The organism is Herbaspirillum sp. B65, assembly GCF_000333555.1.
Classification (GTDB): domain Bacteria; phylum Pseudomonadota; class Gammaproteobacteria; order Burkholderiales; family Burkholderiaceae_D; genus Herbaspirillum; species Herbaspirillum rubrisubalbicans.
The window spans coordinates 1-14,508 of record NZ_BADI01000060.1 but is presented as its reverse complement, the minus strand read 5'-3'; the positions used below and the strand labels follow the sequence as shown (position 1 = coordinate 14,508).

Annotated in this window: 13 protein-coding genes and 1 pseudogene; 2 read left to right on the top strand and 12 right to left on the bottom strand. The window is 55.9% G+C overall.

The features are described 5' to 3' along the window. Positions 1-14: 14 nt before the first annotated feature. The 6 genes and pseudogenes from I5W_RS01580 to I5W_RS01560 form a co-directional block, all read right to left on the bottom strand. Positions 15-212 (bottom strand): annotated as a pseudogene (locus I5W_RS01580) (sugar phosphate isomerase/epimerase family protein); the annotation flags it as partial. Between the two features lie 239 nt (positions 213-451). After that, entirely contained in the window at positions 452-1,447 is a 996-nt protein-coding gene (locus I5W_RS01575; protein ID WP_252716851.1) for a hypothetical protein, read from the bottom strand. A gap of 43 nt (positions 1,448-1,490) precedes the next feature. Continuing rightward, positions 1,491-1,964, bottom strand: a complete 474-nt coding sequence (locus I5W_RS01570) for a hypothetical protein (RefSeq protein ID WP_148289017.1) — start codon at positions 1,962-1,964, stop codon at positions 1,491-1,493. A gap of 114 nt (positions 1,965-2,078) precedes the next feature. Beyond that, positions 2,079-2,552: a hypothetical protein gene (locus tag I5W_RS01565; protein WP_044527926.1), complete on the bottom strand. Its 474-nt coding sequence runs from the start codon at positions 2,550-2,552 to the stop codon at positions 2,079-2,081. Beyond that, entirely contained in the window at positions 2,542-2,862 is a 321-nt protein-coding gene (locus tag I5W_RS30910) for a hypothetical protein (protein ID WP_148289016.1), read from the bottom strand. The genes I5W_RS01565 and I5W_RS30910 overlap by 11 nt, the downstream gene beginning before the upstream one ends. Before the next feature lie 125 nt (positions 2,863-2,987). Then, entirely contained in the window at positions 2,988-3,923 is a 936-nt protein-coding gene (locus tag I5W_RS01560; protein ID WP_044527925.1) for a hypothetical protein, read from the bottom strand. Positions 3,924-4,014: 91 nt separating this feature from the next. Here I5W_RS01560 and I5W_RS01550 point away from each other — a divergent pair. Continuing rightward, positions 4,015-5,162, top strand: a protein-coding gene (locus I5W_RS01550; RefSeq protein WP_085946756.1) for an IS3 family transposase whose coding sequence is annotated in 2 segments (ribosomal slippage) — positions 4,015-4,261 and positions 4,261-5,162 — 1,149 coding nt in all. Because the reading frame shifts where the segments join, the coding sequence is not laid out codon by codon here. Positions 5,163-5,261: 99 nt separating this feature from the next. On the opposite strand, the gene I5W_RS01545 is transcribed toward I5W_RS01550, so the two are convergent. From I5W_RS01545 to tssJ, 6 genes are all read right to left on the bottom strand, one after another. Further along, a complete protein-coding gene (locus I5W_RS01545; RefSeq protein WP_252716850.1) occupies positions 5,262-6,257 on the bottom strand; it encodes a hypothetical protein in 996 nt (331 codons plus the stop codon). A gap of 120 nt (positions 6,258-6,377) precedes the next feature. Beyond that, the gene (locus I5W_RS01540; RefSeq protein WP_044527921.1) at positions 6,378-7,940 is read right to left on the bottom strand and encodes a hypothetical protein; all 1,563 of its coding nucleotides are present in this window, start codon (positions 7,938-7,940) and stop codon (positions 6,378-6,380) included. Between the two features lie 126 nt (positions 7,941-8,066). After that, positions 8,067-10,973: a type VI secretion system Vgr family protein gene (locus I5W_RS01535; RefSeq protein WP_044527920.1), complete on the bottom strand. Its 2,907-nt coding sequence runs from the start codon at positions 10,971-10,973 to the stop codon at positions 8,067-8,069. 30 nt (positions 10,974-11,003) lie between these two features. Further along, positions 11,004-11,783, bottom strand: a complete 780-nt coding sequence (gene icmH, locus I5W_RS01530) for a type IVB secretion system protein IcmH/DotU (protein WP_044527919.1) — start codon at positions 11,781-11,783, stop codon at positions 11,004-11,006. Then, positions 11,780-13,126, bottom strand: a complete 1,347-nt coding sequence (tssK, locus tag I5W_RS01525; RefSeq protein ID WP_017452630.1) for a type VI secretion system baseplate subunit TssK — start codon at positions 13,124-13,126, stop codon at positions 11,780-11,782. Before tssK ends, icmH begins: the two co-directional genes overlap by 4 nt. Positions 13,127-13,189: 63 nt before the next feature. Beyond that, the gene (gene tssJ, locus I5W_RS01520) at positions 13,190-13,819 is read right to left on the bottom strand and encodes a type VI secretion system lipoprotein TssJ (protein ID WP_017452629.1); all 630 of its coding nucleotides are present in this window, start codon (positions 13,817-13,819) and stop codon (positions 13,190-13,192) included. Positions 13,820-14,189: 370 nt separating this feature from the next. Here tssJ and I5W_RS01515 point away from each other — a divergent pair. After that, positions 14,190-14,508 (top strand): tetratricopeptide repeat protein (locus tag I5W_RS01515; protein WP_044527918.1); only part of this gene is annotated, 319 nt, incomplete at its 3' end.

Genomic DNA, 14,508 nt, shown 5'->3' with positions numbered 1-14,508 from the left:
ACGGCCCGCCTTCATTTGCCCTTGCCTTCCTGCACGCCCTTGCAATGCACGTAGCGCACGTGCGGCGCCAGCGACCGCGCGGCGGTCTCGGGATCGACACCCTGCCAGCGCCAGTTGCCCATATCGAAGGTCATGCCGAAGGCATAGCCATTGCCGGTGCACAGCGCCAGGAAACTGACGATGGGTTCCAGCTTGCCACCTTGCGGGGTCTCTTTAAAGTTCTGCATGATTGGGACGATGAGCCACTATCAAAAACTGGCACGAGTGTCTTTCTCAAGCTTGGATTGGCTGCCCATGGTTTTTTGTACGACGATGACGGCACCAAATCGGTAACGGCTTTTGCAAAAGGAAGATGGGATGAATAGGCATATATGCACGAAAAAAAGTGGGCCCTTTGATCTCACAAGCTCTTATTGATCTTCTCTAAAAAAATGAGTGAACATGAGCCGTTCTAATATCCTGAACGGTTACAGATGGCACCGCTTTCCAGTCGAGCTGCCGTTCCTGCCTGATCAAGGGGCGCATCTTCAGAGAAATCGATAGGCTGTCCGTGAAGTTGTTCTACGTAAATCCAATCGCAGGGACGTGACGTGAAAGCTTGCCCTGCTACTAAACTTGCAGCTAGCTTGGGTTTTTTTATACTTTCCTTGAAGTATGGATCTGCCACCAAGCGTGGGTCTTGAAGGTGGCTTTGCACGAATTGATTCATACGGTATTCATCGAGCCATAGAGCTTGACGACCGACACTTGCTAATACCTCCAGTCCAAGATCGTTAAACGTGCTGCACTTCTTAAGTTTTCCAGGAGGGTTTCCTGTCCAGCAAAATTGAGGAGTGCCATGAGGGTCGTCGAGCGGCAAATAGACGCCGGTACGTGGCGGCGTTGCGCCGCTACGGGCGATGATGTCGCTGCGAAGTCTTAATGCCGTGGCGTTTCTAAGGGCCTCGGGGTGTTCGGCCAGGCAAAGCGTCAAGCCAAAATCGTTCCACCCTCCAGCTACGTTAAATTTCTGTAATGTTCTGTCGATATTGTGCGCGTATAGGTATAAATCATCGAAGCGGGATTGAAATTCGTCTTCTTCTTGGGGCGTCATCCAATTCAGGGAAAACTCTGACAAGCCGCGACCACAATTGTACGCATCGGTAAATGAATAGACTTCGAATGCGCGCTGTGCGATTTGCTTGGCGACAGAGAGTTCGAAGTCGGCAAGAAATGGCCAGCCATTATTGGCCCAGTTCTGCGAGGTGTCACGTGTCCCCCAGCGGCTGTTTGTCAGTAGTGCGTCGCGGCCTTGAAGCTTGGTCTTGGCTAACATCGGATCGACGAATTGCATGAGTTCGTGTAGGCGTACTTGAAGGCCTTTCAGATATTCGAGCGAGGCGAAATTGTAAAGCAGCGAGACGTGTCTTTTTTGCGTAAGGCTTAATTGAATTGGAGATTGGAGCATCGGATATTTATCTTGGCTGCGTTCTTTCTGGCGTTAGCTACCGCTAGTTCGACTGCTTTCCTGGAAAGGATGGGCAAGTCTCAACATCAAGTTTCATTTCATCAATCACGTCGACCAATTTTCCTGTCGCCAGGTCCACCACATCGTCGTCTACGATCGCCGTTTTTTGATCTCTGCTGAAGGCCGCTTCATAGGGGCCACGGGTTCCCGTGTAGTGATTGATAGGCTTGCCCCGTTTGAGATCAATGATATAAACCTTAGTAACGGGTGGAGCGCCTATTCGAGCTTGGCTCAGGTCTTGGCCCCATATGATTGCACGGTCTCTATGGCAGTTGACGGTCCAGTGATTGACGGGGATATCGAGTTTTATCTTGATAGTACGTCTCCCAACGTCGTACACGAATTGGTTCGCTATTCCTCGGAACGATCTGCGAAGTTCAGGGTTTTCGGCACCGACCGTACCCGAGGAAAATAGCGCTGTTAGAAAAATGAGAGTAATTGCGGTTTTAGATTTCATTCAGGATGGTCTGCGTTGTATCACGAGGGAGACATCCAATTTTCTCTAAACTGATGTGAAAGACATCGACTCATATCGGCTGTTCTCGTCCGGGTAGACTAACCATAATCGCTTCTAGTTCGCCGTCTTTCCTGGAAAGGATGGACAACTCTCCTCATCAAGCTTCGTGTAGTAAGTCATGCTGACCACTTCTCCCGAATCTTGGTCCACTACATAGTCGTCCACCATCGCCATTCTCCGATCCGCGCTGAAGGTCGCCCCAAAGGGGCCGCGTGTAACCGTATATTGATTAATAATCTTTCCCTTCTCAAGATTAATGATGTACACCCTACTAAACGGGGGGGCGCCAGGTTGCTCCTTGCCGCGGTCGATTCCCCAGACGACGGCGCGAGTCCGCGCACAGTTGACGGTCCAGCCATTGATGAGGATGTTGAGACGGATAGTGATGGTACGTTTACCAAGATCAAACGTGAATCGGTTCACGACGCCACGGAACGATCTCCGAAGATCCTGGTTTTCGGCGCCAAGCGTACTCTCGCCAAAGAGCACCAGTAGAAGAAATAAGATAACGGAGATTTTAGATTTCATCGCCAAGTATATGGTAGGAAGACTTCGTTTCTATTGCTCGTGTAGGGGCTGGCGGCTGTTCGAATGGATTAACCAATCGGCTTACTGCGGCAGAAGCTTGTGTAGTAGCCCCTCCATCAGCTGCTTTAAGGATAACGGTTTTTGCACAGTAGAAACCTGCGGTATCCACAGCGTTATAAGGGACATCGGCTACAATTTGAGGATTACTAATGACCGGCCCCTTTCCTCCATTTTTGAACCAGCCTGCATCGTAAGAGTTGCGATCAAGCCAGCTACGAAATACCCAGTATTCTGAATAGTTATTGATCATGTTTGGTCATTCGGAAATCTTTCTGAAAATACCTGAACGATGACATTAAGAAATAGTTAATCCGTTATTGGATAGCGTCACTCGGGCCTTGCATTCAATCCTGTCGAGCCGCCGTAACTGCCTGATCACGAGGAGCTCTCTTCGGAGAGGTCGATAGGCTGTCCGTGAAGTTGTTCTACGTAAATCCAATCGCAGGGACGTGACGTGAAAGCGTGCCGAGCTACCAAACCTGTAGCCAGCTTGGGTTTATTTACGGCATTCTTGAAGAACGGGTCTGCCATCAAGCGAGGATCTTGAAGATGACTTTGCACGAATTGATTCATACGGTGGTCATCTAGCCAAAGAGCTTGACGGCCCACGCTCGCAAGTGCTCCAAGTCCCAGATCGTTAAATGTGGCGCACTCCTTGAGTTTTCCTGAGGGCTTTCCGGTCCAGCAAAATTGAGGAGTGCCATGAGGATCGTCGAGAGGCAAATAGACGCCGGTACGCGGCGGCGTTGTACCGCTGTGGGCGGTGATGTCGCTTCGAAGTCTCAATGCCGTCGCGTCTCCAAGTGCTTCGGGATATTTCGCTAGGCACACTGTCAAATCAAAATCATCCCATCCTCCGGAGATACCGGATTTCTTTAATGTGCTGTCGATATTGTGCGCGTACAGGTATAGATCATCGAAGCGGGATTGGAATTCATCTTCCTCCTCCGGTGTCATCCAGTTCAGGGAGTACTCTGACAAACCGCGACCGCAATTGTACGCATCGGTAAATGAATAGACTTCGAATGCACGTTCTGCAATCTGCCTGGCGATAGAGAGCTCGAAGTTGGCAAGAAATGCCCTGCCGTTTTGGACCCAGTTCTCAGAGGTATCACGGGTTCCCCAGCGGCTATTGGCCAGCAGTGCATCGCGGCCTTGAAGCTTGGCCTTGGCCAACGTCGGATCGACGAATTGCATCAGCTCGTGCAGGCGTACTTGAAGGCCTTTCAGATATTCGAGGGAGGCGAAATGGTAAAGCAGGAAGACGTGTTTTTTCTGGGTCAGGCTGAGTTCAATGGGGTACTTGCTCATTCTATTTATCCTGGATTTTTCGCTTCTTTGAATCGCCCCGGAACTACTAGACACTCCACAGCCTAAAATATCAGGCAACCAAGGAGTCATCATGAGTAACAAGCGTTATCCGGAAGAGTTCAAGATTGAGGCAGTCAAGCAGGTCACGGAACGGGGCCACTCAGCCCCTGATGTTGCGAAACGGCTCGGGGTATCTCAGCCGACGCTGTACGAATGGATGAAGAAGTACGCATTGGCGCCTGAGGAGCGTCGGGCACAGGCCAGCCAGCAAGAAGAGCTGCGTCGCCTCAAGGCTGAGCTCAAGCGCGTCACCGAGGAGCGCGACATCCTAAAAAAGGCCGCCGCGTTCTTTGCCAACGAGTCTCGGTAAAGTACGCGTTCATTGTGGCTCACGAACCCCAGCATGCCGTTCGCACGATGTGTCGCGTAATGCGCGTCCATCCCAGCGGCTACTATGCTTGGAAGGCCCGACCGGAATCCGAGAGGACCAAGGAGAACCGGCGGCTCCTAGCGCTCATCAAGCAATCGTGGCTGGAATCTGGCGGGGTCTATGGCTATCGCAAGATTACGGCCGACCTGCGCGACTTGGGCGAGCGTTGTGGCAAGCATCGGGTCTATCGCCTGATGGGCACAGAAGGCCTCAAGTCCCAGACTGGCTATCGCCGTCGTGCTGGGCGCTATGGCAAGCCGGCAGTCATTGCCCCGAATCATCTACAACAGAAGTTCGACGTGCCGGCGCCGAACCTGGCATGGGTTACGGACATCACCTATATCCGCACCCACGAGGGTTGGCTGTATCTGGCCGTGGTGCTCGACCTGTTCTCACGCCAGGTGATTGGCTGGTCGATGGGCTCGCGTATTGACCGCAACTTGGCAATGGACGCTTTGCTGATGGCGGTTTGGCGCAGGAGTCCGGAGCAGGAGGTCATTGTGCATTCAGACCAAGGCAGTCAGTTCAGCAGTCATGACTGGCAGGCATTCCTGAAGTCGCACAGTCTGGTGCCCAGCATGAGCCGGCGCGGCAACTGCCACGACAATGCTGTGGCAGAGAGCTTCTTCCAGCTCTTGAAACGTGAGCGCATTAAGCGCCGTATCTATGCTGACCGTAACGAAGCACGGTCGGATGTGTTCGATTACATCGAGATGTTCTACAACCCGAAACGTCGCCATTCCTATAGCGGCAACGTTTCTCCGGTACAGTTCGAACAGCAGTATTTCCACAGGCTGGAAAGTGTCTAGTGCAGCCGGGGCGGTTCACTTGAGGCAAGCAAGATGAGCTGATATGCCAGAGAATTCGGTCTTTATCCTGGTCAAGCTGCTTTTCTTTGCATCTTGCCGTCAATCCTGATCTGAATCCCATTGCCAGATGGTCGCGCCATATTCGCTATTGAGATCAGGCATGGTTTCTCCTTTGTTGAAATACCTGCGGGAATTGATCTTGGACGGCGTGAAGTAATATCCTGAACGGTTACAGATGGCACCGCCTTCCAGTCGGGCTGCCGTTCCTGCCTGATCAAGGGGCGCATCTTCAGAGAAATCGATAGGCTGTCCGTGAAGCTGTTCTACATAAATCCACTCGCAGGGACGTGACGTGAAAGCGTGCCGAGCTACTAAACTTGCAGCGAGCTCAGGATCATTGGCAGCGTCCTTGAAGAAAGAATCTGCAATCAAGCGAGGATCTTGACGGTGACTTTGCACAAATTGATTCATGCGGTAATCATCGAGCCACAGAGCATGACGACCGACGCTTGCTAGCGCTCCCAGCCCAAGATCATTAAACGTACTACACTCCTTTAGTTCTCCAGACGGATTTCCGATCCAGCAAAATTGAGGAGTTCCATGAGGGTCGTCGAGCGGCAAATAAACGCCGGTGCGCGGCGGTGTTGTGCCGCTACGGGCGACGATGTCGCTGCGAAGTCTTAATGCCGTGGCGTCTCTAAAGGCCTCGGGATGTTCGGCCAGATATCGTGTCAAACCAAAGTCGTTCCACCCTCCAGCTACGTTGAATTTCTTTAGCGTTCTGTCGATATTGTGCGCATACAGGTATAGATCATCGAAGCGGGATTGGAATTCATCTTCCTCCTCTGGAGTCATCCAGTTCAGGGAATACTCCGACAGGCCGCGCCCACAATTGTACGCATCGGTAAATGAATAGACTTCGAATGCACGCTCTGCAATCTGCGTGGCGACAGATAGTTCGAAGTCGGCAAGAAATGGCCAGCCATTATTGGCCCAGTTCTGCGAGGTGTCACGTGTCCCCCAGCGGCTGTTTGTCAGTAGTGCGTCACGGCCTTGAAGCTTGGCTTTATCCAGGGTGGGGTCGATGAATTGCATTAGCGATCGAAGGCGATCCTGTAATCCTTGCAGGTAAGACAGCGACGCAAAGTGATACAGCAAAGAGACGTGTTTCTTTTGCGTCAAACTAAGTTGGAATGGAATATCAGACATTTTTGTTTAGTGATTCAGTTTTGTGGTTTGACCCGGAAGACTTGGTAGTCCGATCTTTTCTCCCAATCCTGCTCCTCCGAAATCTGAATAGCCCCATCCGGTATCAAAGGGGCCGCTGATGTTGGGGTGATTGATTGATTCTCGCAGGCTGACGTAGTTTTCTCTTTGTGCGGCATCCAGCTTGTCATACTCTGCTGCACTCAGAGCATTCTGCAATTTTTTGGACTCTTCGCCATGGCAAGGGTAGTAAAGCATCGTGTCGTTGCGTGCATCATTACGAGGTATGTTAAAGACGATTTGCTCCCAACCTCCCTCAAGATGCCGGCCTGGAAGGCTCTGCTTAAGTTGGGTGGATGCCTTCCCTCGCCAGACTTTCAGGCTCTCACCAGGTTTGATGTCATAGATCACAAACTGACCATTCACGTTCCAGTCCGGCCATACCGCCAGGTGCTTGCGCCATGCCGCACGTGGATCGGCTGCTGCCTGTAATTGTTTGAAAACATCTTCGGTAACCCAGCAATCACTCATGGCTCGGCTGTTAGGAGACAGGATTCTGTAGAGCCGAGTAGGACCTTTTATTTCATCTGCTATCAAAGTGTTGAACGATTCAATATTGCGTGAGGAAAGCGATGGCCATCCCTTCGCAACTTTCTTATCAACTTCTAATTTCATGTCAGAAGAAACCAGTCCCGGATATTCTTGATCTTTTCCCTTGCTGAGCCAAGACGGCGGAGGCTCAGTCTCCCGCATCAGCTTGACCGCCTCCGCCTCTGGAAGCGCGCCGCGATAGTGGATGTTATTGAGGTTGATGATTCCGCGCTGCCGCTCCAACGACTCACGCTCCAGCCGCATGATGATGCTATCCAGGGCATTCTGGACCGGGCGCAATGCTTCTTCAAGATGCTTGTCCGCTAGTTGGCGGATATGGTGCAGCTCTTCAAGATAATGTTTTGCTTTGGCGCCTATATCGGGCACCCAGGCGACCTTGGCGGCCAACTGTTCCAGGGCGCCGATGCCACGGTCAAAGGCTCTGAGCAGTGAGCTGACATTGACCTTGCCACGGACAATCTTGATTTCATTTGCCAACCACTTGAAGACTTCGTCCACTTTGAGCTGGCGCAGGTATTTCTGCACATCACGCCTGCGCAGAAAGCCGACGACCATCGTCATGGACGCATCGATCGCCTTGATGGTAGCGTCGCCACCCATGCGCCGGATAAAGTGGAAGAAGATTTTCAGTACGCCTTTGACCAGCGAACCCAGTGTCGGGAACAGCCCGATCAATGTCAGGGCCAAGGCGACCCAGGCCCAGGTGTCCGACGTGTCCTTGCGGAGCTTGTTGCAGTTGGCGATCAGGTCGCGGACATCACACACCTGATCGACCAGAGGAATCATCGAGATGGCGGCATCGGTCATCAACTGGCCAGTGGAGCGCTCTTCATTGAAGTCGCCTTGCATGGCTTCCCAGAACCAGACGAAAGGATTGGTGCTGGGTTCTTGCGCCTTTTTCTGATCGTCGGTTACCCATGCAAGTGCATCGCGCAGCTGGGTCGAATTCACATCAGCCATGCGTTTTCTTTCATATTGACTCCTTGGAGCTTTGCCGTTGGTCGTTGCATTCGACGGTGGATTCCCGTTCAAGCCCAAGGCTTCAGTCGAGTGCAGTTAAAGAGAAATGGAACGGGGATAATCCACTCAGCCGTTGCTGAAGTCTTCCAGCGGGGCGGCAGGCTTGTCCCGTTCTGGTTTGCGGGGCTTGTAGACAACCTTCGTTACCTGCTTGCGTTCGATATTTTCATGCAGGGCCTTCCCTTGGTCGTCCAGTGTGCCGGTCAACTTGGCACCGCCCTTGAAGTGGATTTCATAGTCTGTTCCGCCGATGCCCAGGCCGGTTTCCGGTTCCATGTAATGCAATGCAATCCAATTGTTTTCGGCAGACGTGCCGTCCGGTAGTGCAGGGAGCATCGCCGCAGCACTCGCCCCACCCGGAAACGCATGTGCCGCCCCCTTCACCGAAAACTGCCCCGGACAAGCAAACGTGATGTTTCCGTCCTCCAGCGTCATGCAAGACTGCCCCGCCTGCACCACGATCTTGTGGCGCGCCTTGATCTCGATGCTGTCATTGACGCTGGTCACGCTCACCTGCTGGTCGGCCAGGATCTCCAGCGCGTCGGTATGCGCCTGGAGCGAGACCGGTCCGTTGCCGGCAAAGACCTGGATGCCGCCCTCATGCGCAAACAGGGTGGCGGCCTTGCCGGCGGCCAGGCTGGCGGTGTCGGCTGCGCTCCAGTGGGTGTCGCCCTGGCTGGTCCAGTGCAGGTTCTCGCCCGCATAGAGCAGCGTGGAGGCGGCGCTGGCCCAGTTGATGTTGGTCGGGGACTCCATCAGCACGGCGGCCTTGGCGAATTTCTCGACCGGTTGTGCGGCGTCGGTCTGGCGCGAGTCACCCTTGGTTTTGAAGGCTTCCTGGCCATTGACGCTGGCCGGATGCTTGCCCTGGTCGGCCGGGTCGATGGCGGCGATGAAGTCGGACTTGGCCTGGAAAGCTGCCGCACTATGCAGCGCCTGCTGCTGGGTGGCGGCGTCGCCCATGTTGTTGGCCAGTTCACTGGCGCCTTTCAGTTGGGCAATCGCTTCGCTGGCGTCCATCTGCGTGCTGGTGACACTGGCGCCGGCAGCCGGGCGCGCGGTGGCGGAAAGCAGCAAGCCGTTTTCACCGCGCACCACGCCCCAGGCATCGCTGCGCAACTCGAAGCCCTGGCCGCGGTAGTTGCCGCGCTGGGCGCCGCTGTCGGCCTGGTCGATCAGGTGGCCCAGATTGAGTTGCGATCTGGCCTGGCTGGAGGCCAGCCGCATCCGCAACTGCGATTGGGTGTCGTCCACCACCCATTGGTTGAAGCCGCTGCCATCGTGGGACAGGCTGTGCCAGCCGGAAATCGTGCCGGCATGATTGACGCCCGAATCGGCGCCAGCCGGGAAGGGGGGAGTGTCATTGCCGTTGTAGAGCTGGGCTACCACCACGGGACGGTCGATGTCGCCTTCGATGAAGTCGACCAGGACTTCGCTGCCGATGCGTGGCGTGAACTGGCTGCCCCAGTTGGGGCCGGATTGCGCTTCGGCCACGCGCACCCAGGTGCCGGAGGCATCGCTGCCGGGGGCATTGCCCTGTTTGTCATCCAGATTGCCGGTGTCGCGCAGGCCGCCCGGATTGGGGGCCTGGCCGCGTTGCCAATGGAATTGCACCTTGACCCGGTGATTGCGGTCGGTCGTAACAGCAGTGCCAGGCAGGCCGGTCACCAGCGCAGTCTGGGTGCCGCGGGAGGTGGGCTTGAGGCGTTGCGTGATGGCGGTGGGCAGGATGGGAACGGCGTCGCGCACGACCGTGAAGCGGTTGCGGTAGGTGCCGGCCTTCAGTTCGTCCTCTGCGCTGATATCTGATATCTGGGCACTGTCCGGCAGGATGTCGTCGAGGATGCGCGCGATATTGTGCTCGAAGTTGTTGCGCGCGCTGTGCTTGACCGAGAGTACCTTGAAGCGGTTTTCTCCGGCGGGATAGTGGTCGTGCTGGCGCAATGAGAACTGTGTGCCGGCGGCGAGTTGACGCGCCGCGCCGGCGCCTTCGAAGCGTTTGTTCTGCATCTCCAGCGCTTGCAGCATCAGCAAGGCGTGGGTGGCGGCGGCATCCTGGTCGGCGAAGTCCTGCTGGCCGGTACCGTCATAGATAGGTAAGAGCGGCAGGTCCCCGGCATCCAGGCTGGAGCTTTCTTCGGCCGATGGCGAGGAGATCTTTTCCGGGTGCCAACTGGCCAGCGCCACGCCATTGGATTGCACGCTGCGCACGGCGCTGAAGTCGGTGATGGCATCGCTGGCCTCCATGGCGGCCACGCGGTGGAAGCGGATGGTGTCGTCGGCGCCGGGGAGGGCTGGCATCTTCGCTTGGCGGTCGAAGATGATGAGTTTGTGGCGGGCGTGTTGTTGCCCCTGTTGTCCTTGCTGACCGGCGTCATCGCCTTGCTGCTGGTGCTCGAAGCGGAAGTTCAAGCCTTCCGAGGCCAGGATGCGGCGCAGGAAATGAAAGTCGCTTTCGCGGTACTGGGTGCAGATATCGCGCTTGGCGAGTGTCTGGGTGACGTCCAGGGCGAAATTGGCCTGGGGGTATTCCTTGAAGAGGGCGCTGGCGATCTCGGTGACATCCATGTCCTGGAACAGGAAACTGTCGTGTCGTCGCTCCAGGAAGGCGAGGAAGGATTCCAGCCGCAGGCGATAGCGCGCCAGGCCACCATCCGCACCCAGCCAGGAGGCTTGCGTGCAGTAGCCATGCCAGGCGCGTCGGCTGCCGTCGGCTTGCAGCAGGCGCAGGGTGAGCTCGGTGCCGATGAATTGCTTCAGGTCGAGATCGGTGGAGACCGAGAGGGCATCAATGTCGAAATGAAAGTTGTCATTGACGCTTTCCTGGCCGTGGAAGCGTTCCACCACCAGGGATTCGGGCAAGCCATCGGGCTGTGCGCTGTCCAGGGTGATGAGGCGCGCATGTTGCGACAGGCCGGGGCCGAACAGGGCGGAGATGACGGGGGAGAGAGAATCGGGAAACGGCAGATTCATCTGAGTCGCCTTCTGGTGAGGGAATCCTGCTCAGGGCAGCGTAATGGTGAGGTTGGCCGTGCGCGGCGCCAGCTTGACGATGTCGGCATAACCGGCCAGGCCGTTTTCGGTGCCGCTGGTCAGCATCCAGTTCAACCCCAGGTAGGCAAACATGGCGATGAAGGCAAACAGCGAGGCCACCACCCACAGCGGTACATCATTGCGCAGCTTGTTGACGATGGCGTCCGGTCTTGCCCAATGCGGCGCGAAGCCGGCGCTCTTGCCTTTGAGGTGGGCAATTTCGTCACCCAGGCGGGCGGTCAGATAATTCAGTTTTTCTGGTCCTTCCAATGCGTACTTGCCCTGGAAACCCAGCAGCAGGCACATGTGAAACACTTCCAGCGCCTGGATGTGCGCGTTGCCACGGATGCGCAGGTCTTCCAGTTGCTTGAAGAAATTTTCACCCGCCAGTTGATCCCCGAACATGGTCAGTTGCAGGGGGCGGCGTTCCCAGGCATCGCGGATGCCGAAATTGGAGCGCAGGATGATTTCATCGACCGAGGCGCAGAAGGCATATTTGGCGGCGTAGACATCCTCCGGCGAGACATCGAGCTTCTTGGCATTGCGCTCGACGTCGCTCAGGAATTTCTGCATCTTCATGGAGAAGGAGGCTTCATCCACCGGCGCACTGCCGTTCTTGAGCATGAACAAGGCATAGAAGCCGTCGTACATCAGGTCCAGCAGCGAGCGGGCGTTGACCGGCGCGCTGGCCGCCTGGGTGGGCGGCAGGTGGTCGGGGTCGAGCAGGGAGGGGGCCGAGGTCATGTTCATTGCGTCACCGCCAGGAGTTCGAGGTTGAGGTCACGGATGCCAGAGGGTACGTAGATGCAGATCGACTGTGCCTGCAACATGCGTTCGTACATCGCCCCTTTGCTTTCCAGTGTGAAGTAATAGGTATCGGGCCGCACCGGCAGGGCGGCTGGTACTTGCGGTGAGTGCACCAGCTTCACGCCCGGCAGCGCCGCCAGCACGAATTTCTCGACGTCCTCGGGGGCGCCGATCTTGAAGCGCAGCGGCACCACGTCGACCAGTTCGATGGCCGGCAGGTCGGCATTGACGGCCAGGTAGAAGCTGGTCTTGTCGTCGATCTTGCCGGAGTCCAGCATCCCCATGTGATAGGACGGCTTGTTCTCGTGCAGGGCGATGGCGAAGTAGCGGGACGAAATGACGGTATCGAGCAGCTCGCGGATGATGCTGTCCAGGCGCGCAAACGGCGGCCCCGGATCGCGGTGCTCGTAGGGCGGCAGGTCGGCCAGGGCCAGGCTGCGCGAGAACGTCATGAGCGAGCCGGCCAGGGCCAGCAATTGCTCGTAGAGGCGTTCGGGGTGCAACTGGGGATGGTTCAGGTAGTGCGACAGGTTGGCATAGGCGGTGCTGGCCGTGTGCAGCAGCCAGAATGAGGTGATGTCGCCGGAACGGAATTCCACCACGCTCTTGCTCGGTTCGCGATGATGGCCATAGAGCGCGCTGACCTTGGCCTGCAAGGCATCGAGCAGCCGGCGCAGGCGCTGGAACAGCAAGGGGGATGCATGGACCGACAGGCTGGGGGCGACGAAATCCGGATCCATTTCAAAGCCGGAGGAACTGGCGCGGCGTAGACGCACGATGGGAATGCAGACCAGCGAATCGCGTGGCTCGTTTTCGGAAACCAGTCGCACCGCTTTCTTCAGAAAGCTCATTTCCGCCTTGGCCGCTTCGGTGAACAGGTCCGGAGTTTCGACGTTGTCCTGGATGTAGCGGCTGGACTGGTGATTGCCGGTCCCGGTGGCGAAATTGCTGCCGAAGCTCTTCAGTGCCGGTAGCGCCGCGTAGAAAGTGACGGATTGTTGCGACAGGGGAATTTCGGCCAGTTCGATCGGGTCCGGCAGGTCGTCGCCGTCGGGGGCCTTATAGATTTCTCCATCCTGGAAGATGGCCGACAGCTCCAGGATACGCAGCGTATTGTTGTTCAGTGCATCGCGATCGACCTGCAGCGAAGACACGCCCCAGCAATAGGGATTGAGGGCCAGAGCGGTCTGGTGCAGGCGTGTTTCGTGATAGTGATCCTGGCGCTGGAAGTGCTGTGGCCGGAGAAAGAGGCCTTCGCCCCAGAGGACTTTGTTGGAATGATTCACTTGATTGCCCCGTTAGATTGTTGCTGCTCATGTCGCGATACGTTGCGAGTTGTTGTTTGATTTTCAATTACACTGAACCGGTGCCAGCATCAGGTTCTTTTCCTGTGGCTTGCCCTGGCTGTCGATGGCCAGAGCCCCTGCGCCCACGGTCAGGGAGCAGGATTGCAAGCCTACGGTGATCCCGTTCTTCTCCGATTCATCGGCCTTGAACGCCACCCGCCAGCGCTGTGGCGCGGGGTTGACGAACAAGGCGACTACGCCGATGTAGCCGGCTTCATAACTGACCTTTTCGGAAATCTCATAGCGTTGGCCTGGTACCAGCGTCACTTCCTTGACCTCCAGCAGGTCGGCCCCCAAGGCTTCCTTTTCTTTTTGCGCACTCAGGAACGTGTCATATGACGCTTGCTGGAAACTAATGTTCTGCTTGAGCTTATAAATTTTTACGACCAGTGCCAGCGGCCGTTGCTGGGAGTCCAGATTGAGCGCCTTGGAAGCGTGCAGCTTGATGGCGACCGTGCGCGGCTGCTTCATCGCGTCGGGGACTTCAGGGGTATCCGGTTTCTTCAGGCCAAGAGCCTCCAGCGTGGATTTGGCGGCCTGGGCGACGGAGGTGGCTGCGCCTACAGCGGCACAGCCGGATATGGAGGTAATGACAACGGTCATTGCCAGGAGATCGATCAGTCGGTTCTTCAACTCTGCCCCGTGCGGTTTGTTTGATTTCTGATGCGCGAGATTCTCGCGTGCCGAAAATTTTTTAGGAAGTGCTTATGGATTACGGAACTGCGTTTTCTCGTCAAGGTCTATGCGATACATTTGGACGAGCTTAAGTTCAAATTACTCAAAACTATTAAGTCGGGCAACAACCTGATAGTCGTAATTAGAACGTGGGGTAGTTAAAAAGTGCGGTCTTCAAAAGCATCAATTTCGCCAGAAAACTGCCGTCGCATCTCATTCGAAGCTTAAAAATCAGGAATTCTGGAGTTTTTTCCGGTCTCGGCTGATTTGCTTGCGCGAGGATCGTGCAAGGTTTTTTTAATGTTAAAAATATAAGGAGTGGTTTCCAATGCGTGCGAGCAAATTCAAAGTGGGTCTGATTGTTCCAGCCTTGCTGGTACTGATGTTGGCGGGGTGTGCCAATACCCAGTCCAAGCCCAGCCCGGAGGAAGAGGCCAAGAACACGCTGGAAAGCGGCGTGGCCCAGGCCAATACCGCACAGGCTGAAGGCAAGACCGACGAAGCAGTCGCGGTGTTGAAGGTGGTAGCAAGCCGCTTCCCTGCAGACAAGACGCCGTGGCTGCGTATCGCACAGATCCGCTTTGATGCTGGTGACTACAGCGACGCCATCGTCAATGCTCAGGAGGCCCTCAAGCGCGATCCCTCCG

Coding starts and splice junctions, on each gene's coding strand:
- I5W_RS01575 (WP_252716851.1), bottom strand. CDS start 1,447: ATGCTCCAATCTCCAATTCAATTAAGCCTTACGCAAAAAAGACACGTC.
- I5W_RS01570 (WP_148289017.1), bottom strand. CDS start 1,964: ATGAAATCTAAAACCGCAATTACTCTCATTTTTCTAACAGCGCTATTT.
- I5W_RS01565 (WP_044527926.1), bottom strand. CDS start 2,552: ATGAAATCTAAAATCTCCGTTATCTTATTTCTTCTACTGGTGCTCTTT.
- I5W_RS30910 (WP_148289016.1), bottom strand. CDS start 2,862: ATGATCAATAACTATTCAGAATACTGGGTATTTCGTAGCTGGCTTGAT.
- I5W_RS01560 (WP_044527925.1), bottom strand. CDS start 3,923: ATGAGCAAGTACCCCATTGAACTCAGCCTGACCCAGAAAAAACACGTC.
- I5W_RS01545 (WP_252716850.1), bottom strand. CDS start 6,257: ATGCAATTCATCGACCCCACCCTGGATAAAGCCAAGCTTCAAGGCCGT.
- I5W_RS01540 (WP_044527921.1), bottom strand. CDS start 7,940: ATGGCTGATGTGAATTCGACCCAGCTGCGCGATGCACTTGCATGGGTA.
- I5W_RS01535 (WP_044527920.1), bottom strand. CDS start 10,973: ATGAATCTGCCGTTTCCCGATTCTCTCTCCCCCGTCATCTCCGCCCTG.
- icmH (WP_044527919.1), bottom strand. CDS start 11,783: ATGAACATGACCTCGGCCCCCTCCCTGCTCGACCCCGACCACCTGCCG.